Consider the following 23,092-nt stretch of genomic DNA (forward strand, 5'->3'; position numbering starts at 1 on the left):
GCCGTAATAACTTACGGCTTCTTTGACTTAGGAGCACGATATTTTTAAGGGGGAATATCGTAAGGTGATAACAACGTTACTCTGCTTGCAATGCCATTTTCTTACGTTGCTTGAAAATGCGTCTAAATATACCAACAAACATCACCAAACCACACACACCGTATACTTGCATGAAGAAAGGGTCATCCGATATAAAGCCTACGTTCGAGAACATAACATACGCGCCAAGTACCATATAAAGTACAATGGCTGACGCTTCAAATCTGAACTCCCAAGGAGTTACATCCATGCTTTCATTCACTGGCATCACATAATCGGTATCACGCGGCATAAACATACCAATCAAGAACATCAGTGCAGTACATACCACAAACAAAATCGCTAACTGATGCAAGAAATGCAGTGGTGTTTTGAAGATTAATTGCATTGCAGCATAAGAACTAACGAATACAACCAGAGCGACTTTCGCTGCAATTGCAGGTACACGCTTTGAAATATAGCCAACAAATACAATCGTAAAAATTGGAACACTAAAGAAACCGGCAACCATTTGTAAATATTGAAATAAACCTTCAGGTGCAAACATAATAAACGGTGAAATACACACTGAAATAATCGCAATGAACACACCAAAGATACGGCCTTTGCCTACTAATTCCTCATCGGTTGCATTTTGACCAAATAGGGGTTTGTATACATTAAGTGCAAACAACGTTGTCGAGCTATTTAACACGCCGTTAAACGTACTTAAAATAGCACCAAACATCACGGCAACAAAAAAACCAACCAGAGGTTTTGGTAACACTTCATTGACTAAACGCGTATACATTGTATCTGGGTTACCAGCGTTAGCACCAAACATATGGTAAGCAATGATGCCTGGAATAATCAGGAATAACGGCGAAATCACTTTAATTGCCCCCGCCATGATCACCCCTTTTTGCCCCTCTTTTAAATTCTTAGCACCTAACGCACGTTGAATGATCGATTGGTCTGTACCCCAGTAATATAAGTTAACCAATAATAGACCCGTAAATAACGTAGAGAATGGCAGAGGATCCGTTGATGTACCGACTGATTGCAGTTTCTCTGGCGCTGCGGTTAATACCGTATCTAACCCAGACATAAAGCTGCCGTCACCAAGAACCATCAATCCAAAGACAGGGATCATCAAACCACCAATGATCAAACCAATGCCATTAATGGTATCCGCAATAACGACTGCTTTTAAGCCGCCATAAATCGCATAGAAGAAGCCTAATAACCCAATTGTCGCTGAAATAATCGCAATCGCAGTAAATTCAGAAACACCCAATAATCCTTGAACATCAAATATTTCACCAAGTACTACTGCGCCAGCGTATAAGGTTGTAGGCAAAATATTAATCACATACTGGCACAAGAATAATAAAGTAACGAATTTCTTTACCGACATGTCATAGCGGCTTTCTAAGAAATCAGGAATGGTGGTGATCCCTTGTTTTAGATAACGTGGGACCAACAACAAAGCAATAATCACAAGCGTGACGCCTGACGCCACTTCCCAACCCATAACACTCATGTTATGCGTATATGCTTGAGCACTCATGCCTACAAAACTGGTGGCACTTAAATTGGTTAGGATTAACGAACTGGCAATTAACCCACCCGTTAGACTTCGACCGCCTAAGAAATACCCGTCTTGTGACTTATTTTGCGTGTTTTTTACTTTGTTATAGGTATAAAACCCAACAAAACCCGTAAAGAGAAGAAATGATAGAAATACTGTGATGGACATTTTTTTGCTTCCTTATAGCAATCACAGTAAGTAAGTGATCAGAAATAGCGTAGGAAAAATGCTTGAGAACAAGGTGAAATTTTTAAATAAATAGTTATTCTACAATCAAAAATTTCAACACCGTTATCGAGCATTTTAACCAGCTAGAATGACCAGTTATTTACTACAATTGGTATTAATTCATAGTATTAATAGGTGGCAGCCAATGCCGCCACTCATTATGTATGGTGCTCGCTTATATTTTATTTAACGAAACAATAAGCGCAGATTCAGGATCAAGGATTGGTAATATCAAACCGATTTCTTGTAAGTTATTACCCGTTAGCGTTAATGTTTGATCTAACCATTTTGGTGCTTGTTTCATTAATTGGAAGCTGGCTTTAGGCATCTCAACTAATGTCACTTCATATTTTGCATCCGCATCAACACAGGTCATTCGTAGTGGCGATGGTAACGCATAACTTGGCATCGCTAATTGGCATACCGTAACAATGGTTTCATCTTCACCTTGAACGCCATAAACGTATTGATTTTTGTCAGCAACATCCATGCGGAAACTACGACCAGAATGCAATAAATGACGGTATTTTTTATGTAGTGCAATATAATGAGAGAACGCGGCTTTCTCTTCCATTGACTCTTTTACTGGATCAAGTTCTACGCCCATGTGCCCACCCAATGCCGTCACACCGCGCATATTAATATGATGCTGACGATTGGTGGAATGACATTCAGCAGGGCCAATGTGCGCCCCCATTACCTCTGGTGGGAAGAAATAACTCATACCACGTTGGATCGTTTGTCGCTCTAGTGCATCATTACAATCCGATGCCCAGAAACGGTGTGTACGTTTTAAAATTTCAAAATCGATACGACCACCACCAGAAGAACACGATTCGATTTCAACGTTTGGGTGCTGTGCCAATAATTGATCGACTAACGCATAAAGCGCCTTGGTTTGACCATGAACGGCAGGACGACCATTATGACCTGGTTGAACCAACTCACGGTTCATGTCCCATTTTAAATACGTAATGTTATAGCGTGTTAACAACTCATTTAAACGGTCAAACAGGTATTGGAAACACTCAGCATTCTGTAAATCCAATACGTGCTGCCAACGACCAGAAGGTTGATGATATCCCTCTAAACCAAGCATCCACTCTGGGTGACTACGGTATAAATTGGAATCTTTGCTGACCATTTCAGGTTCAACCCATAAGCCAAACTCCATACCGATTTCATTAACGTGCTCAATCACAGGCTCTAGACCATTGGGGTATTTTTCTTCATCTAAATACCAATCGCCTAACGCAGCTTTATCATCATGACGACCGACAAACCAACCATCATCAATAATGAAACGCTCAACGCCCATCTCTGCCGCTTCGGTTGCCATTTGCATAATGTATTCAGGTTTATGATCAAAATAGATCCCTTCCCATGTATTTAAATGCACAGGACGAGGTTTATCCGCTGGGAACGAAATAATGTTTTGACGAACATACTGATGGAAACGTTCAGAGATCCCGTTCAAGCCATTGCTGCTATAACAACCATATAACCAAGGCGATTGATACGTTTCATTTGCGCCTAAAATGCACTCGCCTGAAAACAGTAATTCACCTGCTTGAACAAAACGACGACCATCGCTACGCACATCCGCACGCAGTTCATGGTTTCCACTCCAACCTAAATGGAAGCCCCACACTTGCCCCTGTTGCTCACTAAATCCATGTTCACCCACAAACAAGCCTGGGAAGTTTTCATGCGACGTACGGCCGCGGCGGTTCTGTTGCATAAATCCGCCATGTTCAAGAGGTTGACGTTGTGTCTGGAACTCTTGACACCAGCGACCGTGAAACGTCATTAATTCATTAGCATGATTTGGTAATGGTAACGTCGAAGACAATTTACCTAAGTAGTAATCTGATTCACCTCTGTTGGTAACAGTAATGCGTTTTTTTACGACATCTGAATCGTGGTCTATATGCAATTCAACCAACAATTCAAGCAGAGCAACCTCATCACGCAAGGTAATTTGAACCGATTGACCATCCACTTGTTGATCAACAATATGGAAAACTGGAGCCCAATCCATGCCATGTCGGTGCCCTTCAATACCTGGCGCATTAAAATGACCACGACCAAGTTCAGGACAAAGAGACAAAGGCACATCGATATCAAGACGAGCTTGTGAAATTGGTCGCTCTATCGCAAACAATAAATCGCTATCAATCTCATTAATTTTACCGCCCCAGTGAATGATCTCAGGGATCAAATCTACTTTGATAATAATGCTGTGATTTTTACTGCTTAAATGAATCAACTTATCCATACTACTTCCAAATTGTTTTCGTAAACAAACTATGGTTGCATTGTGTTCTTTTGATGGCTTTTTTCTAGCTACAGCTGCGATTAATGTGATCTTAAAGGCACTAAAAACCAACCAAATGTGCGCTTGATCTTATTGTTTTCGAAAACAATATTTTTTGTTAACTCGACAATTATTTGAACCATACTACAGTTTTAATAAGAGTCTCGTGTTACCTTCCTATTATGATAACGAAAACAAGAAGAGATAAATGACAGTCACCTTTAAAGATGTTGCTAAATTGGCGGGAGTTTCCACTCAAACCGTATCACGAGTCACTAACGGGTCAATAAATGTTTCCGAAAACACTCGTGTAAAAGTCAATAAAGCCATTAAACAACTTGGGTATATTCCCAACAAAAGCGCTCAAATGTTAAGCCGCTCAAAATCAAATGTGATCGGCCTAATCACTCTGGAAATGTCACTCCATGGGGCAGCCTTAATCGCTAACGGCATTCGATTACAAGCGCACGATATGGGGTATGGCACTGTCTTTTCTGTCGTAGATACTCCCTGCTTAGAAAATATTCAAGCTTCTATACATGAGCTTATTTCACAGCAAGCCACCTGCATTATTTTGAATATCCCATTAACGGCAACCGCTGCGGAACAGTTAGTTGAGCAATACCCTCATTTACATTTTGTGTTTATTGACGTACCAGAAGAGAGCCGAGTGCATTATGTATGTTGTGACCATCAATCAGGAGCGCAATTAGCGACTCAGCATTTATTAGACACCCAACATCAACAGTTTTTATTGATAACAGGACCACAGGCCTCAAGCGCATCAATGTCTCGTTATCAAACCTGGCTATCTGTTCTAGAGCAAAATAAATTACAGCCAGTAAACACGGTAGAAGGTAACTGGCAAGCAAACAGCGGCTATCTTGCCGTTCGAGAGACGGTCGCAAATCAAATTACGTTTGATGCTGTATTAGTGGCGAATGACCAAATGGCTTTAGGCGTATTAAGAGCCCTAAATGAACTCGGACTCACTGTGCCTTCTCAAGTATCGGTTATCGGATTTGATGATATTAATGACAGCGCCTATTTCACCCCCCCACTCACCACGGTGAAGCAGCACTTTCTTGAAATAGGTAAAGAGGCGGTAATTATTGGTTTACGTTCCGACGAACAAGACAGTTCCGAACTTATTCAACGTAATCTTGATGTCGCCTTTGTTCAACGTCAAAGTACCGCACCAAGAACAAAAAAAACGTATCAAAAAGAAAATCTTGTTCGTTTATTAAATGACATAAAACAATTATTACCTGACGCATAATGTGAGCATCTAATGCAAGATCCTTTAATTCAAAACATCATTGATTTTATTTCACACATTGATCCCTTTACACGTCTGCCTAAAACGATAGTCGAGCGTATCTCATCAAAAATTCGCATTATCTATTTGGCAAAAAATGATGACCTTGACTCATCAACTCAAGAGCATCAACAATATTTGTATCTTATCCGCACAGGTGCTATCGAACAAATTAATCAAGATGGTTCATTACGCTCACGTTTAGGTGAAGAAGATGTGTTTGGTTTTAGCTTATTAAAAAATACGCATGGCTATCAGATCAAAGCGATTGAAAGTTCGTTACTTTATTTAATTCCCATTAGCGTCATTCATGATATACAACACTCACACCCTGAATACTCACATCTGTTTGACTCAGAAACAGAAGTTCGCATTAACTCTGCGATAAATGCCGTATGGTCAAATAACGATAACAATCATTTTTTAAATAGTATTCAAGATGTCTCCACTTCACACACTCTTGAAGTAGATAGGAATGAATCGATTTATGAGGTAGCGCAACGTATTCGTCTCGGTAAAGTCTCTTGCGTCGTTGTTACGGATAAAGACCGTTTAGTGGGAATTGTCACGAATGCCGACATGACTGAAAGAGTGATAGCAGATGCGCTCGATATTCATCAGCCAATACATCATATTATGACAGCAAATCCCATCACCATTTGCGCTTCTTCTTTGATTTATCAAGCCATTATTACCATGATGCAATCCAACATTAAGCATCTTCCAGTGATGGATGGTCACAAAGTCGTCGCGTTAGTCACCTTGCCTTTGTTACTACAAAACAACCGATTACAAGCGATATTTTTTATAGATAAAGTCAAATCAGCACACAATGAAAACGAACTTTCTCAATACGCCTCTCAACGCCAAGTCATTTTTAATCAGTTAGTTAAAGATAAAGTTCCTGCCGCTGTGATCAGCCAGATCATGACCATTATTATGGACACTTATAACCAACGCCTGATTGATATTGCGATTGATCGCCTAGGTCAACCACCCTGCGAATATGCATGGATTGTGGCTGGTTCTCATGCACGTAATGAAGTACACATTTCCTCAGATCAAGACAGCGCTCTGATATTATCGGATGATGCAACATCACAAGATAGATTGTATTTTCAACACCTTGCAATGATAGTAACAAAAGGCATGGACAGCAGTGGCTACAGTTTATGCCCAGGAAAATTCATGGCTGTAACACCAAAATGGTGCCAACCGTTATCGATATGGAAAGCCTATTATAAAAAATGGATCGTCAATCCTGAATACGCTTTTTTACTGAATCTTAGTGTATTTCTCGATACCAGAGTCATCGCAGGTAATGCATCGTTTCTTCGTTCAATCCAAGACGAAATACAAGATCGAACTTCCAATCCCTATTTGCTTACCACGCTATTTACTGATTCATTACAACACCGAGCGCCATTAGGCATTTTTAATAATTTAATTTTGGTAAAAAACGACAACAATGAAAAAACGCTGAATATTAAACGGCACGGAATTAACATTATTGTCGACTTGGCCCGCTTATATAGTTTAGCCGCAAAAACATCGGAGCCAAATACCCGTGAACGCTTACTGATTGCCAATCAACAAGGCTTAATCAGTGATGGGTCACTAAAAAACATATTAAGTGCGTACGACTTTTTATGTAATTTCCGCTTTTCATATCAAGCTGATGCTATTACCCATGGTCAGCAACCGGATCATCATATCAACCCCAATTATTTTGGGAGCTTTGAGCGACAACACATTAAAGACGCCTTTCGCTTAATTGACGATTGGCAAAAAGTCACCAAAGTAAATTTAGGATTATTGGTATGATCTCTTTATTCCAACGCCAAACTTCATGGCAAAAGCTCATTAAACACAAACGAGAATACCTAGCTAAAGAGGCCCTAACAGAAGAGATAAGATCTGCACTCAATTTTTCATTACCACTAGGGACAACATTAATTAAAGACTTGTCTTTTCTTGTTTTTGATTTAGAGACAACCGGAGTGAATGCCCAAAATGACCAAATATTAAGTATCGGCTGGGTAGAGATAAACCAAGGCAAGATAGATCTGTCGTCCGCTCAACATTATTACATTAATCATGGCCACGACGTAAAAAAAGAAACCGCGGTGATTAATCATATTACGCCAACCATGCTTGCTGAGGGATCCCCATTAAATGAGGTCTTATCGCTGTTTCTAGCAGCCGCAAAAAATCGAAGTCTCATAGTGCATGGCAAATCAATTGAACACGCTTTTTTAGCGCATTACACCAAAACGTATTTTTCATTGCCTCCCCTGCCTTTTGTTTGGATTGATACGCTTTCAATTGAAGTCAACATTGCCAGAAAACTGGGAATAATGACGCAACAAAGCCAGCAATTGCATCGGGTAAGAGAGCGCTATAAATTACCACGCTATGCCGCACATAATGCCCTTATTGATTCGTTAGCAACGGCTGAATTATTTTTAGCTCAAACACAGAAAATATTAAAAAAAGAAAACCAAACCATTGATCACATTTATCAGTATTCACAATAAAAAAAGGTCGCTCCTTTAACAGCAGTGGCCTTCTTTTTTTTAGATTAAATATAATTAAGCTTCAACTGCTTTTTGAGTACTCGCTTTCACTGTTTCTTCACCCTCAACTGCTTCAGGGTTAAAACCATCATGTAAACGGTAATAACGGTGGTACACCAAGCCACTCACCGTCATTAGAACTGCAGGAACACCTGCCATCATAAAGTGAAGTCCCATGATAGTTTCTGCTGATTGCGCTACATTTGGAATGTAACCAACAATCGATAACCCCATACCTACGATAAAGCCACCTGCCGCACCCGCAAATTTCACAAGCATCGTTTGAACTGAGAAGATAACACTCTCACTACGACGACCCGTTTTGTATTCACCGTAATCCACTACATCCGCTAGCATTACTGTTTGCAATGCATTCGCAATACCTACACCAAACTTGATTGCAGCACCAGCACAACCGATTAACAGAACATTACCAGGAGAAACAACACCCATAAGAATAAGAAGCACACAAGAAACCACAGGGAAACCACACGCCATTAACCACAAGTATTTACGAGGAAAGAGTGTCGCTAAGCGCGGGAACAAAAAGACGCCAGCCACTTCAGAAATACCTGCAACCATCATATAAACTGGAAATAACTCAGGGTTACCTAACGCATAAGTGAAGTAGTAAATAGCAAAGCCACCCACTAATAGGTTAGCAATTTGAAATGATAATATCGTACCAATCAACGCTTTTAATTGATCATTTTTACCAATGATAACCAATACATCTTTAAAGCTGAATTTCTCTGCTTTTACGCTTGCTTCTGTTACTGGCTCTTTTACATTACGAGCAATTAAGAAGGCGCTTAGTACAAACAAAACCGCAATTAGCATCGCAACATTAAAGAAACCATCACCTTGATTGCCGTTACCTAGTTCACCCACAATATGTAGACCATAAGTACCGGTAATGAACCATGCAAGACTGGCAAATAAACGAGGCCATACAACCAGTTTTTCACGTTCTTGACGAGAACTTGATAGCGCAGGGATCATTGACCAATAAGGAATATCCATAATGGTGTAAGTTAAGCCCCAAAGGATATAAGCCGCTGCCGCATAAATGTATAACGCAGTGCCTTCAAACATGTGCGTACTAAAAAGACCGACAAGTACGATTGCATTTAAGAGCGTGCCAATCACAATCCAAGGACGAAATTTACCAAATTTAGAACGAGTATTATCAACAATAACGCCCATCATCGGATCAGTAATAGCATCGATAATACGAGCTGCTAAAAAAATCGTTCCCACAAACGCCGCAGACAAACCTGCCACGTCGGTAAAATAAAACATTAAAAATATATAAATTGGCGCACAAGCAAAATCTTTACCTAATGCACCAAGACCGTAAGAAAGTTTAGTTTGTAGAGTAATTTTTTCAGACATCTTATATTCCTTTCCGATGGTGGAAGTTCTCTTTTTAACTAGAGATTCATTCCTACTTAATTGATGATGCCATGCTACCCACTCCGTAACCATTATTCCGTGACCAAAAACCACTTTATGGAAACGTTTCCAGTTATATTCCAAAAATGAGATCTTAACGCAGTTTAACTTTAAGGCACTGTTTTAAAACAAAAATAAGTCCTTACTTATATATAGTGACATTATATATAAGTAAGGACTTATCTGAATTACGCTATTTTATTGTTATCGTTTACAATTTTTCTAATTTTATCAACATCGCACTTTCTGCATCTAAAATCGGCATCGTTAATCCTACGTCTTCGCACCATTCCCCGGACAGATCACAACTGTCTTCAGTCCAAAATGGTTGGTAATTTACAATCTCATTATAATTAGACGGTTTATCTAGAATACTCACCCGGTATACAGCGGTACGATCTAAACCAGGAATACGTAAATGCCCACTTAACGAATTGGTTGGCATTGCTAATTGCGCCAACATGACGACCGCTTCAGATTGATCATTTGCCACTACCGCATGAATTTGGTGTGCTTCGTCATCCGATGGAACCCGCCACGTTCGACCTGTATGCAGTAACGGGCGTAAGGTTTTATGCAACTTGATATAGCGCTCAAACCCTTGCTTTTCCTCTTGTAACTCTTTTACCGGATCAAGCTCAATACCCATGTGTCCAAATATCGCCGTTAGCCCTCTAAACTCAATGCTATGGCGGCGGCGTGTACTATGACAATGGCTTGAACCAATGTGACTGCCCATCACTTCTGGAGGAAAGAAGTAACTCATACCTCGTTGAATACTTTGTCGCTCTAGCGCATCATTATTATCCGATGGCCAAAAACGATGAGTACGTTTCAACACTTCAAAATCAATACGTCCACCACCTGCTGCGCACGATTCAATCTCAACCTTTGGGTGTGCAGCACGGATCTTATCAACCAATTGATAGTAACGTGCTACTTGTTGATGCCCTGCCGCCAGACCATTATGAGCTGGCTGTACGACTTCACGGTTCATGTCCCACTTAATATAATCAATCGCATACTGGGTTAAGAAATGATCTAATCGTTCATAGAGGTAGTTAAACGCCTCGTCATTTTGCAGATCAATAACGTATTGGTTACGTCCTGTTGGCTGGTCATAACCTTCAACTGCCAGCAACCAATCAGGGTGTTGACGATATAAATCAGAATCCTTGTTGATCATTTCAGGTTCAAACCAAAGACCAAACTCCATACCTAATCCACGAACATGATCAATAATTGGCGTTAACCCTTTCGGATATTTGTTGTTATCTAAGAACCAATCACCCAATGCGGCTTTATCACCGCTTCGACCTTTGAACCAACCGTCATCAATAATAAAACGCTCTACTCCCATTTGAGCCGATTGCGTTGCCATTTCCATAATGTAGTCAGGATCATGCTCAAAATAGATCCCTTCCCACGTATTAAGGTGAATTGGGCGTGCGGTATTTATTATTTGCTTATCAAGAATTGATTCTCTGACGTGTGAGTGAAATTGATGACTCATGCCATTTAATCCTTGATCACTGTAACTTGCATACAGCCATGGTGTTGTTAATTCCTCACCTTGTTGCAAGGTAATTTCACCCGGAAGATAAATCACTTCAGCCTGCATATAACGACGGCCATCGGCTTTTACATCAACACGCAAACGGTGATTACCACTCCATGCAAAATGGAACCCATACACATCGCCTTGCATTTCATCAAAGTGACGGGTGCCTGCAACTAATGCCGGGTAATGCTCATGAGACGTACGCCCACGACGGTTTTCTTGTTGATATCCACCTTGTTGTAATGGCTGACGAACCGTTTGAAATTCATGGACCCAACGACCGTAATACGTCATTAACTCAGCAGCTCGAGCAGGTAACGGTAAGGTATTTGCTAATCGATTAATTTGGTAAGGTGTTGATTTTATATTGGTAAGAGAATGACGAGTTTTCATCACATCTTGTTTATCTAAACTCAACTCCGTTATCATTCGCAATCCAGCAAGCGCATCTTCACTCGTCAGAGTCACGCTATGTGAATTCGATTTAATCTCTGTCATTGTAAATACAGGCGCCCAATCAGCACCATTACGGTGCCCTTCAAGACACGGACTGCTAAATACGCCTCGGCCTAACTCTGGCGCGAGCGTCATTGCAACATCATTATCCAAACGGCCATAAGGAACTGGACGCAAAAGAGAAGAACAGAAAGAGGCAATATCCCCACTTACTGGCTTACCCCAGTGCAAGATCTCTGCACATTCGCCAGCGTCAATAATTACCTGGCTATTTGTACCCGTTAATACAATGATTTCTTTTTGCGTCATGAGATGAACCGTAAGCAGTTTTAATTGCCCTCTATAATAAAGAAAAAAAGGAATATTTCTGTGAATTACCGCAAACTATGGAAACGTTTACAAAAACTAAAAGAACACAGCAAAGATCAATAAATACTGATTTTAAATAGATAAAAAAGAGAATTTAACGTGAGAAAGATCACGATTAATAGGTTAAAAAGGACGATAAAGTAAAAATGCCACTCACGTCATGTAAACGTTTCCAAAAAGTATTTACACTAGGCCCATATTAATGCGAAGGGTAACGATTCCTCCTTTTTACTTACCTATTTCGCACTCTCATTAAATCAGTACGTAGGAATATCACGATGGAATTTTCAGCCATTTTGCAACGACGCGATTGGGAAAACCCACAGTCGGTTAATATTCATTGCTTAAAAGCACACAGTCCATTAGCCAGCTTTCGCTCTCTTGCTGACGCACAAGAAAATCAGCGTTCTCAACGCACTTCATTAAACGGACAATGGAAATTTCACTTATTTTCGGCACCAGAAGCCGTCAATGGTGAATTTATTAAACCTGAATTTAATGACTCCGCATGGAATGACATTACCGTGCCTTCGAATTGGCAACTTCAAGGTTATGACAAACCTATTTATGCCAACGTAAAATACCCATTTGACGTCAATCCTCCTTATGTTCCAAAAGAGAACCCAACAGGTTGCTACCGCACAACGCTGTCATTAACAGAAGAAAACCTTAAAGAAACACAGCGTATTATTTTTGATGGCGTTAATTCCGCTTTTCATTTGTGGTGTAACGGTGTGTGGATTGGTTACAGCCAAGACAGCCGTTTACCTACTGAGTTTGATCTAACAGAGCACCTTCATATTGGTAGCAATACCTTATCGGTAATGGTGATCCGTTGGAGTGATGGCAGCTATTTAGAAGATCAAGACATGTGGTGGCTAAGTGGAATATTCCGCGATGTCACTTTATTATCAAAACCAAAACAGTGCATTGAAGATGTGTTTGTTACTCCTGATTTAGATGCCTGTTATCGTGATGGCAGCTTATCGATTGTCACGACCATTAATGCACCAGTAACTTCTCAAGTTCAAGCTCAGCTTTTTGATGAAAACGGTGCCGTTACTGACGCTATCATTGCTTCACCACATAACAAACGCATTGATGAGCGTGGCTCGTACGATAATGTTATTTTCCAAACACTGTCAGTTCGTGATCCAAAAAAATGGACCGCTGAAACACCAAATCTATACCGCCTTGTTGTTTCATTATTAGACGAAGACGGACAACATATTGAAAGTGAAGCCTATCACGTTGGTTTTCGTAAAATTGAAATCAGCGATAGTCAGCTGAAACTTAATGGTCAGCCTTTATTGATCCGTGGTGTTAACCGTCATGAACATCACCCGGAACTTGGGCATGTGATGACAGAAGAAGATATGATCCGCGATATCTGTCTGATGAAACAATATAACTTCAATGCCGTACGTACTGCGCACTACCCTAACCACCCTCGATGGTATGAACTGTGTGACCAATACGGTTTGTATGTGTGTGATGAAGCCAATATTGAAACGCATGGCATGATCCCAATGAACCGCTTATCAACCGATCCTCAGTGGACCCACGCCTACATGAGTCGTTACACACAAATGGTGTTACGTGATAAAAACCACGCCTCTATTATTTTGTGGTCGCTAGGTAATGAATCAGGCCATGGCAGCACTCATAATGCAATGTACGCTTGGTCAAAACAATTTGATCCCTCACGTCCTGTTCAATATGAAGGTGGTGGTGCAAATAGCACGGCAACTGACATTATTTGTCCAATGTACGCTCGTGTAGATACCACCATTGAAGATGACGCCGTTCCGAAATGGCCAATTAAAAAATGGATTTCATTACCAAACGAACAACGCCCATTAATCTTATGTGAATACGCACATGCCATGGGCAATAGCCTAGGTAGTTTTGATGATTATTGGCAAGCCTTCCGTGAATATCCTCGCCTTCAAGGTGGTTTCATTTGGGATTGGGTTGATCAAGGGATCAGTCAACACGATGAAAATGGACAACACTTCTGGGCTTACGGCGGTGATTTTGGTGATGTCATTAATGATCGTCAATTCTGTATTAATGGATTGATGTTCCCTGATCGAACGCCACACCCTACGCTAGAAGAAGCAAAATATAGCCAACGAATGATCAGTATTGAATTGATAAAACAAACATCAAATCAATGTACTTTACGCATTCATAATGAACATCTTTTCCGCACGACTGATAATGAAGTATTGCAATGGAGTTTATTAGAAAATGGCGTTGCAGTGTTAACCGGTGAACACGTATTAAATACAGAGGCGAACGATAAAGAAACCGTGAATCTAGACCTCACATTCACCACAAAACCACAAGCGCAGTACCACTTATCCATTGATGTGGCTTTACTTAATGATACTCTTTGGGCATCAGCGGGCCATGTAGTGACAACAGAGCAATTTGCACTCACCAATTCAAATGGATTAATGCTCCCTGCAACCAATACCCTAGTTGCTCCTTTATTAACAGAAGATGAGAACCACGTATTTATTACCAGTCATAATGAAGTGCATCAATGGCAATTGAATCGTACGACGGGTCTTCTGAGTGATTGGCAAGTCAACGGTGAGCCTCAGTTTTTAGCATCACCAAAAGATAACTTCTTCCGTGCGCCATTAGATAATGACATTGGTGTGAGTGAAGTCGATTTCGTCGACCCAAATGCGTGGGTATGTCGTTGGGAAGAAGCCGGTATAGGTCACTGGAAGCAAGAGTGCATAAAGTGTCATGCTAATACCACGTCTGATTCTATCGTGGTCAGCTCGACGTTTGCGTACCAACACAATAATGAAGTTCAAGCACTCTCTGTTTGGAATTATACGTTCTGTGATGATGGTGAAATGTCGCTTGATATCTCAGTGACATTAGCAGATCACTTACCACCAATGCCACGTATTGGCTTAGAGCTTGAACTGCCATTAAAACAAGAAAATATGAATATATCTTGGAAAGGATTAGGGCCATTTGAGAACTATCCTGACCGTTTAGCCGCCGCACGTTTTGGCCACTACACTCAATCGCTAGAAAATATGCATACACCGTATATTTTCCCGACAGACAGTGGGTTACGTTGCCATACTAAGTGGCTGCAAGCTGGTGATATTGAAATCATGGGCGACTATCAATTTAATGTCAGCCGATACAGCTTAGAACAATTAACAAATGCCAAACACACCAATGATTTGCATGAAGAAGATACGCTCTATTTACGAATCGATCATAAACACATGGGCGTTGGTGGTGATGACTCATGGAGTCCAAGCGTTCATAAGGAATATCAGTTAACCGATAAATCTTACCGTTATCAATTAAGTTTTAAACCTAAAACGCATTAAGCTCACTAACTCAAATCAAATCCTCAGAATCACGGTTCTGAGGATTTTTTTGTTTTTCTTATCGCTATGTTAATTACATTGCTTTATTTAAAGATAAAATCCTTTATATTAAACAAGTTACTTCATAACAAACCAATACTCCCTACTGCACAAATAAGAATAAGAGATTTCTATGGCCACCATTAAAGACGTAGCAAAAGAAGCAGGCGTATCAATTGCGACGACATCCCGAGTCATTAACAATGCCCCACACACCAGTGAAAAAGCGATTGTTGCTGTCAAAAAAGCCATGGAAACCTTAGGTTATCGCCCCAATTCAAACGCTCGTGCTTTAGTGAGTAAAACCTCAAATACCATTGGTGTATTGGTTAATGATGTTTCTGCTCCTTTCTTTGGCTCTATGGTAAAAGCCATTGATACGGTTGCTAACGAACAAGGAAAACAGGTTCTTATTGGTAATGGGTATCATGATGCAACCAAAGAAAAAAACGCCATTGATTTGCTAATTAATAGCCGTTGTGAGTCATTAGTGGTGCACAGTAAAGGGTTAACTAATGACGTTCTAATTAAATTAGCGGATGAAGTTCCAGGAATGGTTCTTATTAACCGTTTTATTCCTGAAATTGCGTCTCGTTGCATTGCACTTGATAATTACAAAGGATCTTACCTTGCGACGGAGCACTTGATCCGCCAAGGGCATCAGCACATCGGTTATATCTGCTCAAGTCATGACATTGATGATGCTTATGACCGTAAAACCGGTTACTTACAAGCATTAGAAGATAATGGGATTACTGTAAAAGAAGAATACATTGAATATGGCGAACCCGATGAAGAAGGCGGAGAGCAAGCAGTTATAAACTTAATTGCCAAAAATACGCCGATAACAGCTATCGCCACTTATAACGATTATATGGCCGCTGGATGCATGGCATTATTGCAAGAGAACGGGATTCGGATCCCTGAAGACATGTCGGTCATTGGGTTTGATGATGGTCATATTGCTCGCTATATTTATCCTCGATTAACGACTATTCGTTACCCTATCCAAATCATGGCGAATCAAGCGGTAAACTTATCTCTCAAATTAGCGAGTCGCGATGCTGAAGAACAAACCGATCATAAGTTATTTATTCCAATTTTAGTTCGTCGCTCTTCTGTTGGTTGTATTTCATCGAAATAAATACACATTAAAACCAACAACCTTAATAGTAACTTATAAACCTGAATCATTTTCCATGGCATGCTGAGCCCTCGGCATGTCATTATTTTTAATCGCTTTCTTATTTAGAGCGTATTTCCATGCCAAGAACCGAAGCTACAATGAATAAAAGAATGAATATTATTGCCTTAACTTGGCCAATATTCATTGAAACGCTACTTCGCACTGCCATTAATACCAGTGATGTTTTCATGCTATCTAGCTATTCTGATCACGCTGTTTCTGCTGTTGGGGTTATTTCTCAAATATCCTTTTTCCTAATCGTAGTCTCTAGCATGGTCAGCAGCGGTACTGGCATATTAATCTCTCAATACAATGGCGCTGGTCGTTACGACGACGTCGTCCATGTAGGCATTGCCAGTGTGTTCCTAGCTATTATTGTCGGGATATTTCTCAGTTTGTTTGCCGTAGTCGGTGCTGAGTATTTGATCCCTCTGTATAATTTAGAAGCCCAAGTAGAACAATACGCAACCGAATATTTACTGATTAGTGGGGCGTTCACCTTTTCTATCACCATTGGTATTGTATTCTCGACAATCCTACGTAGCCACGGATACGCAAAATCCCCAATGGTCATTAACCTCATTGCCGGCGCGATTAATATCATCGGTAATTACTGTGCTTTGTACCAACCTTTTGGACTGCCTGTTTATGGCGTTGCTGGTGTTGCTATCTCAACCGTATTTAGTCAATGCCTCGGTACCTTATTATTTTTAGTTGTGCTGCGAAAAAAAGAAATTACCTTACCATTAACCCAGTATCGTGACGTACCAAAAGCGATATACAAAAAAATATTAACCATTGGTGCCATGAATTCAGGTGAAGTACTTTCTTATAATATGGCGCAAATGGCGATTGTATTCTTTATCGTTCAAATGGGTACCGCGTCATTAACTGCCTTCACTTACGCACAGAATATTGCGCGTATTTCTTTTGCCTTTGCCCTTTCTATCGGCCAAGCCAGTCAAATTCAGACGGGCTATTTTGTCGGCAAAGGATGGATAGATGACATCACCTTGAAAGTACAAAAATACTTTGTCGTCAGCTTTATTGCCTCTTTAACTATAACCGTCATGATTTATCTTTTCCGATTCGAGATCATTGATGTATTTACCCAAGATCCTGAGGTAATTCTTTTGGTTGCAAGCTTAATTACAGGCTCAATACTGCTTGAAGCAGGCCGTGTGTTTAACCTCATCTTTATTTCTGCATTAAAAGCGACGGGTGGCATTAAATTCCCCGTTCAAATGGGTATATTGAGTATGTGGGGCAACGGCGTAGTAATGAGCTACTTCTTAGGTATACATTGGGGTTATGGTGTATTAGGAGCCTGGCTTGCTGTGGCGATGGATGAGTGGTTTAGAGGATTGATTATGGCTTATCGCTGGCGAGCAAAGAAATGGATTAAATACACGCTATAGCAACAATACATTAATCAGTTAACTAGAAAAGAGACGAACTCAGCGGATCTTCGCTAAAATACGATGACTTTGTCTCTCATATAATAAAAGTTTTACTAAATTCATGATAATTTTAGTATCGTAGTAAGTACTAATTCAGTACTATGAGAAATAGTAGATTAAAAACGTTATGGCTGGAGGATGAATGGCAACGTTAAAGGAAATAGCCAACGAAGCTGGAGTTTCATTGGCGACGGTATCTCGTGTATTAAATGAAGATCCGACGTTGAGCGTAAAAGATGAAACCAGACGACGCATTTTTGAAATTGCAGAAAAGCTAGAGTACAAGACCAGCAGCACCCGAAAACTAGCCGCCGCATTGCCAAAACAAGTACAAGAGAATCTTCACTTTTTAGCGCTTTATAATTATAAGCAAGAAACAGAAGTGAATGACCCCTACTACCTCGCTATACGTCATGGTATTGAAACCCAATGTGATAAGTTTGATATCACGTTGACCAATAGCTATGAAAGCAGCCTTGAGATTAAGAACCCGAAGGTTGATGGTATTTTACTCGTTGGTCGTCAAAGTAAAGCTCAATTAAAAGCCATTCAAAAGATCAGTAAAAACATTGTTTATATTGACTATACCGATCACGAACAAAACTTTGATTCGGTTGATATCGATCTGGCTCGCATCAGTAAAGAAGTCATTAATTACTTTATGAATCAAGGCTATAAACGCATTGGCTTCATTGGTGGTCAAGATGATATTGATTGCTCTGATATTCGTGAAGAAGTCTTTACTGAATACGGCCAATTAAAAGGCGTAGTGTCTGAATCTGATTTATATCGTGGTGCGTTTTCAAGCTCATCGGGCTATAAGCTCGCTAAAGAAATGCTAGAAACCGATTATCCTAATGCATGGTTTATCGCTTCTGACTCTATCGCTATCGGTGTATTACGTGCGATTCATGAGAAAGGATTACGTATTCCTGAAGACATTGCATTAATTAGTGTAAACGATATTCCGACAGCGAAGTTTACCTTCCCTTCCCTCTCTACTGTTCGAATTCATTCTGAATTAATGGGAAGCCAAGGGGTAAATTTATTGCTAGAACGTCGTCGTGATGAACGTGTTATTCCTCTACGAGTCTATATCCCAAGTAAGTTACGTTTACGTGATACCACTAAAAAATAAATTATCGACTCACGTTATGATTGATATCAAGCAGCGTTTATCTCGCTGCTTTTTTTACACCTAAATTTTAACGACTCACCCTATTCTTTTCTGTTTCTGCACAATACAGCATCACTTCACGCTTATTTTATCTATTTATTAATCAATTAAGGTTAATGGATTGTTTCTGCAACTCTGATTAACGTTACCGTGCTCACAAACCTCAGTTCATTATGTGACCAAGTTAAAAGTAAAACAATTTACCGATTTGTTTTACTAAAACTTTAGTTAATATCTTTTACCAGAGATTGAATTATTACCTATTAATAAGAACTATCGGCATCGACCGGGAGGCTACACGTGAACAATTGGGAAAACTTCTTCCGTCTAAATGAGAACCGCATGGCACCACGCGCTTACTTCTTCTCATACGACTCTGTTCAAACTGCGAAAACATTCCAACGTGAATTAAGCAGCCACTACCAGCTATTAAGTGGCCAATGGACTTTCAACTTCTTCACTAACCCATTACTTGTGCCTGACGAGTTCTACTCTCAACACATGAGCGATTGGGGCAATATTACTGTTCCTAACATGTGGCAAATGGAAGGTCATGGCGATCTTCAATACACCGATGAAGGCTTTCCTTTCCCTATCGATGTTCCTTTTGTACCAAGTGACAATCCTACTGGTGCTTATCAACGTACCTTCACGTTAGGTGAAACGTGGAACAACAAACAAACTATTATCAAATTTGATGGCGTAGAAACTTACTTTGAAGTGTACGTAAACGGTAGCTACGTTGGTTTTAGTAAAGGCAGCCGTTTAACTGCTGAATTTGATATCTCTGAATTTGCACAACAAGGTGAAAACCTGCTTTCTGTTCGTGTAATGCAATGGGCAGATTCTACCTACATTGAAGACCAAGATATGTGGTGGACCGGCGGTATCTTCCGTGATGTTTACTTAATCGGTAAAGAACAAGTTCATGTTCAAGACATTACGATCCGCACTGATTTCGATGAAAACTACCAAAGTGCAACATTATCTTGTAAAGCAGAGCTAGAAAACCTAACAAGTAACTCAGTATCTAATTATTCACTTGATTACACACTGTTTGATGGTAAGTCTGTCGTTTCTGAAGGTACCGTAAATTCACTCTCTTTTGATGCGAACCATAGTGTCGATATCAAGATTAATATGGAAAACCCAACGCATTGGACGGCAGAAAATCCTTACCTATACCAACTGATCCTGACTCTAAAAGATGAAAATGATAAGACACTAGAAATCATCCCAAACCGCGTTGGTTTCCGCGATATTAAAGTGCGCGATGGTCTGTTCTACATCAACAACAAATACGTAATGCTGCATGGTGTGAACCGTCATGATAACGACCACTTAAAAGGTCGCGCTGTGGGTATGGATCGTGTTGAGAAAGACATCGTATTGATGAAGCAACACAACATCAACTCTGTTCGTACTGCACACTACCCTAACGATCCTCGTTTCTATGAACTGTGTGATGTATACGGTCTATTTGTGATGGGTGAAACTGATGTTGAAACTCACGGCTTTGCTAACGTCGGGGATTTAAGCCGCATCACCAATGATCCAGAATGGAAGAATGTATTTGTAGAACGTATTCAACGTCATATTCACGCTCAGAAAAACCATGCATCAATCATCATGTGGTCGCTCGGTAACGAATCAGGCTACGGCTGTAATATCAAATCTATGTATGATGCAGCAAAAGCAATTGATGACACTCGTTTAGTTCATTATGAAGAAGACCGCGATGCTGAAGTGGTTGATATCATCAGTACTATGTACTCTCGCGCTCAATTAATGAATGCGTTTGGTGAGCATCCACATAATAAACCACGCATCATTTGTGAATACGCACACGCTATGGGTAATGGCCCGGGAGGGTTAACTGAATACCAAAACGTGTTCTACAAGCATGACTCTATTCAAGGTCATTACGTTTGGGAATGGTGTGACCACGGCATTCTTGCAAAAGATGAAAACGGCACTGAATTCTTAAAATACGGTGGCGATTACGGCGATTATCCAAACAACTATAACTTCTGTATGGATGGCTTGGTTTATTCAGATCAAACCCCAGGTCCAGGCTTAAAAGAATACAAGCAAGTTATTGCGCCAGTAAAAATCCAAGCAAAAGACGCAGCAAACGGCATTTTCACTGTTGATAACAAGCTGTGGTTCTCAAACCTTGATGACTACACCATTACCGCAGAGATCCGTGCCGAAGGCGAAACACTGCAAAGCATCACACTTAAAGTAGAAGGCTTGGCTGAAAACTCAAGCCGTGATATTGAAATTACATTGCCTGAATTAGATGGTCGTGAAGCCTTCATTAACTTCACCGTTCGTAAAGACTCTCGCACTCTATACAGCGAAGCGAATCACGATATTGCGGTGTACCAAGTTCAATTAAAAGAAAATACAGAGCAACTTCCGGTGTTCTCAAACAGCAATGCGATAGCTCTTGATATCACAGCTTCTCGTTTAGATTATGTTGTGAAAGGCTTAAACTTTACGCTTACTTTCTCGAAAGTGAACGGTAAATTAACCTCATGGCTAGTGAATGGCGAAGAGTTAATTGCAAGCTCGCCAAAACTAAACTTCTTCAAACCGATGGTGGATAACCATAAGCAAGAGCATGATGGTCTGTGGGAGCCTGCACATCTTCAAATCATGCAAGAGCACTTCCGCTCTATCGACCTTGATGCATCAAATGGTAAGGCAACCTTTACAGTAACCAGCATCATTGCTCCGCCAGTATTTGATTTTGGTATGCGTTGTACTTACGTTTATGAAATCAATAAAGAAGGCCAGTTAAATATTCAGTTATCTGGAGAACGTTACGGTGATTACCCTCATGTTATCCCTGTGATTGGTTTAGATCTTGGCATCAATAATGAGTTTGACCAAGTTCAATACTACGGCCGAGGTCCTGAAGAGAACTACCAAGACAGCCAACAAGCAAACATGATTGATGTATACCAAACAACCGTTGCGAATATGTTTGAGAACTACCCGTTCCCACAAAATAACGGCAACCGTCAACACGTTCGTTGGGCATCGCTAGCCAATCGTCATGGTAGTGGTTTGTTTGTTAAACCTGAGCAAGATATTAACTTCAGCGCTTGGTTCTACACGAGCCAAAACATTCACGAAGCACAGCACACGATTGAGCTTGAGAAGAGTGGCTACATCACACTTAACCTTGACCATAAATTAATGGGCTTAGGTTCAAACTCTTGGGGCTCTGAGGTGTTGGATTCATACCGTGTTTACATGGATAAATTCCAATACGCACTGACTTTGGTTCCATTCCAACAGGGTGGCTGTTCACCAAAAACATTAGCTAATCACACATTTACCTCAAACACGACATTCACTTCAAAAACAACAGTTGAAGGCGGAGAAAAGTAATGATCATTTTAGACAACCTAGAACAATTTAAAGTGGTATATCGTGACGGCCGTAAATGGAACCGTTGTGTAGAAGCAATTGAAAACATTGCGAATCTTAGAGATGGCATTATGTATTCGATTGGTGATTCTCTGGTGTACATGATTGAAGATGGCGTGGCTAAAAACACTGAAAACTTTGTTGGAAACCGTCGTTACTTCGATATTCATTACTACTTAGAAGGTCGTGAAACCGTTGAGGTCGCGAATAAGTCTGAACTAGAAAGCGTGCAAGCGTATTCAGATGAAACGGACCGTGAACACCTAAATGGCAGCGGTCAAATACATCAACTTTGTGAAGGCCAAGTCGCAGTATTTGATAACAGTAAAGCCTACAAATTCCATGGCGATAGTCGTGTTCGTAAAGTGGTTCTAAAAGTCACTATCGAAGATGGCTATTTCCTGAATAAATAAGTAATACCTGAAATAAAAAACTATGAGAGGGGTTGGATCATAACCGACCAAGCCCCTCCTATCCTACAATATGTGATTCATCGGAGTACCTTATGTCTACATCAACACGAGGCACC

At 40.4% G+C, this 23,092-nt stretch carries 13 protein-coding genes; 9 read left to right on the top strand and 4 right to left on the bottom strand.

Going from position 1 to position 23,092, the window contains the following annotated elements:
- Window positions 1-76: 76 nt before the first annotated feature.
- Entirely contained in the window at window positions 77-1,777 is a 1,701-nt protein-coding gene (locus Q1K78_RS11845) for a solute:sodium symporter family transporter (RefSeq protein ID WP_065593441.1), read from the bottom strand.
- Window positions 1,778-2,012: 235 nt separating this feature from the next.
- Window positions 2,013-4,115, bottom strand: a complete 2,103-nt coding sequence (locus Q1K78_RS11850) for an alpha-galactosidase (protein ID WP_300178764.1) — start codon at window positions 4,113-4,115, stop codon at window positions 2,013-2,015.
- 247 nt (window positions 4,116-4,362) lie between these two features.
- On the opposite strand from Q1K78_RS11850, the gene Q1K78_RS11855 reads away from it, so the two are divergent.
- From Q1K78_RS11855 to Q1K78_RS11865, 3 genes are read left to right on the top strand one after another with little or no spacing between them, the layout of a single operon-like run.
- A complete protein-coding gene (locus tag Q1K78_RS11855) occupies window positions 4,363-5,433 on the top strand; it encodes a LacI family DNA-binding transcriptional regulator (RefSeq protein WP_300178767.1) in 1,071 nt (356 codons plus the stop codon).
- A gap of 12 nt (window positions 5,434-5,445) precedes the next feature.
- Window positions 5,446-7,296: a DUF294 nucleotidyltransferase-like domain-containing protein gene (locus Q1K78_RS11860; RefSeq protein ID WP_300178770.1), complete on the top strand. Its 1,851-nt coding sequence runs from the start codon at window positions 5,446-5,448 to the stop codon at window positions 7,294-7,296.
- The gene (locus tag Q1K78_RS11865) at window positions 7,293-8,009 is read left to right on the top strand and encodes a 3'-5' exonuclease (RefSeq protein WP_300178773.1); all 717 of its coding nucleotides are present in this window, start codon (window positions 7,293-7,295) and stop codon (window positions 8,007-8,009) included. Before Q1K78_RS11860 ends, Q1K78_RS11865 begins: the two co-directional genes overlap by 4 nt.
- A 54-nt stretch (window positions 8,010-8,063) precedes the next feature.
- Here Q1K78_RS11865 and melB read toward each other — a convergent pair whose 3' ends face one another.
- Window positions 8,064-9,443, bottom strand: a complete 1,380-nt coding sequence (gene melB, locus Q1K78_RS11870) for a melibiose:sodium transporter MelB (RefSeq protein WP_300178776.1) — start codon at window positions 9,441-9,443, stop codon at window positions 8,064-8,066.
- Between the two features lie 271 nt (window positions 9,444-9,714).
- Window positions 9,715-11,829, bottom strand: a complete 2,115-nt coding sequence (locus Q1K78_RS11875) for an alpha-galactosidase (protein ID WP_300178779.1) — start codon at window positions 11,827-11,829, stop codon at window positions 9,715-9,717.
- A 338-nt stretch (window positions 11,830-12,167) separates the two neighbouring features.
- Between Q1K78_RS11875 and Q1K78_RS11880 the strand changes: the two genes are divergently transcribed.
- The 6 genes from Q1K78_RS11880 to Q1K78_RS11905 all read left to right on the top strand — a co-directional run bounded on the left by Q1K78_RS11880 (window position 12,168) and on the right by Q1K78_RS11905 (window position 22,976).
- Window positions 12,168-15,260: a beta-galactosidase gene (locus tag Q1K78_RS11880; protein ID WP_300178782.1), complete on the top strand. Its 3,093-nt coding sequence runs from the start codon at window positions 12,168-12,170 to the stop codon at window positions 15,258-15,260.
- 172 nt (window positions 15,261-15,432) lie between these two features.
- The gene (locus Q1K78_RS11885; RefSeq protein ID WP_300178785.1) at window positions 15,433-16,443 is read left to right on the top strand and encodes a substrate-binding domain-containing protein; all 1,011 of its coding nucleotides are present in this window, start codon (window positions 15,433-15,435) and stop codon (window positions 16,441-16,443) included.
- 119 nt (window positions 16,444-16,562) lie between these two features.
- The gene (locus Q1K78_RS11890; protein WP_300178788.1) at window positions 16,563-17,903 is read left to right on the top strand and encodes an MATE family efflux transporter; all 1,341 of its coding nucleotides are present in this window, start codon (window positions 16,563-16,565) and stop codon (window positions 17,901-17,903) included.
- 184 nt (window positions 17,904-18,087) lie between these two features.
- Window positions 18,088-19,083: a transcriptional regulator EbgR gene (ebgR, locus tag Q1K78_RS11895; protein ID WP_300178791.1), complete on the top strand. Its 996-nt coding sequence runs from the start codon at window positions 18,088-18,090 to the stop codon at window positions 19,081-19,083.
- A 339-nt stretch (window positions 19,084-19,422) separates the two neighbouring features.
- Complete coding sequence (gene ebgA, locus Q1K78_RS11900; protein WP_300178794.1) at window positions 19,423-22,524, top strand: beta-galactosidase subunit alpha; 3,102 nt, start codon at window positions 19,423-19,425, stop codon at window positions 22,522-22,524.
- Window positions 22,524-22,976, top strand: coding sequence for a beta-galactosidase subunit beta (locus Q1K78_RS11905; RefSeq protein ID WP_300178797.1), 453 nt, complete (start codon window positions 22,524-22,526; stop codon window positions 22,974-22,976). Before ebgA ends, Q1K78_RS11905 begins: the two co-directional genes overlap by 1 nt.
- Window positions 22,977-23,092: the final 116 nt, after the last annotated feature.

Source organism: uncultured Aliivibrio sp. (genome assembly GCF_946479765.1).
Lineage (GTDB): Bacteria > Pseudomonadota > Gammaproteobacteria > Enterobacterales > Vibrionaceae > Aliivibrio.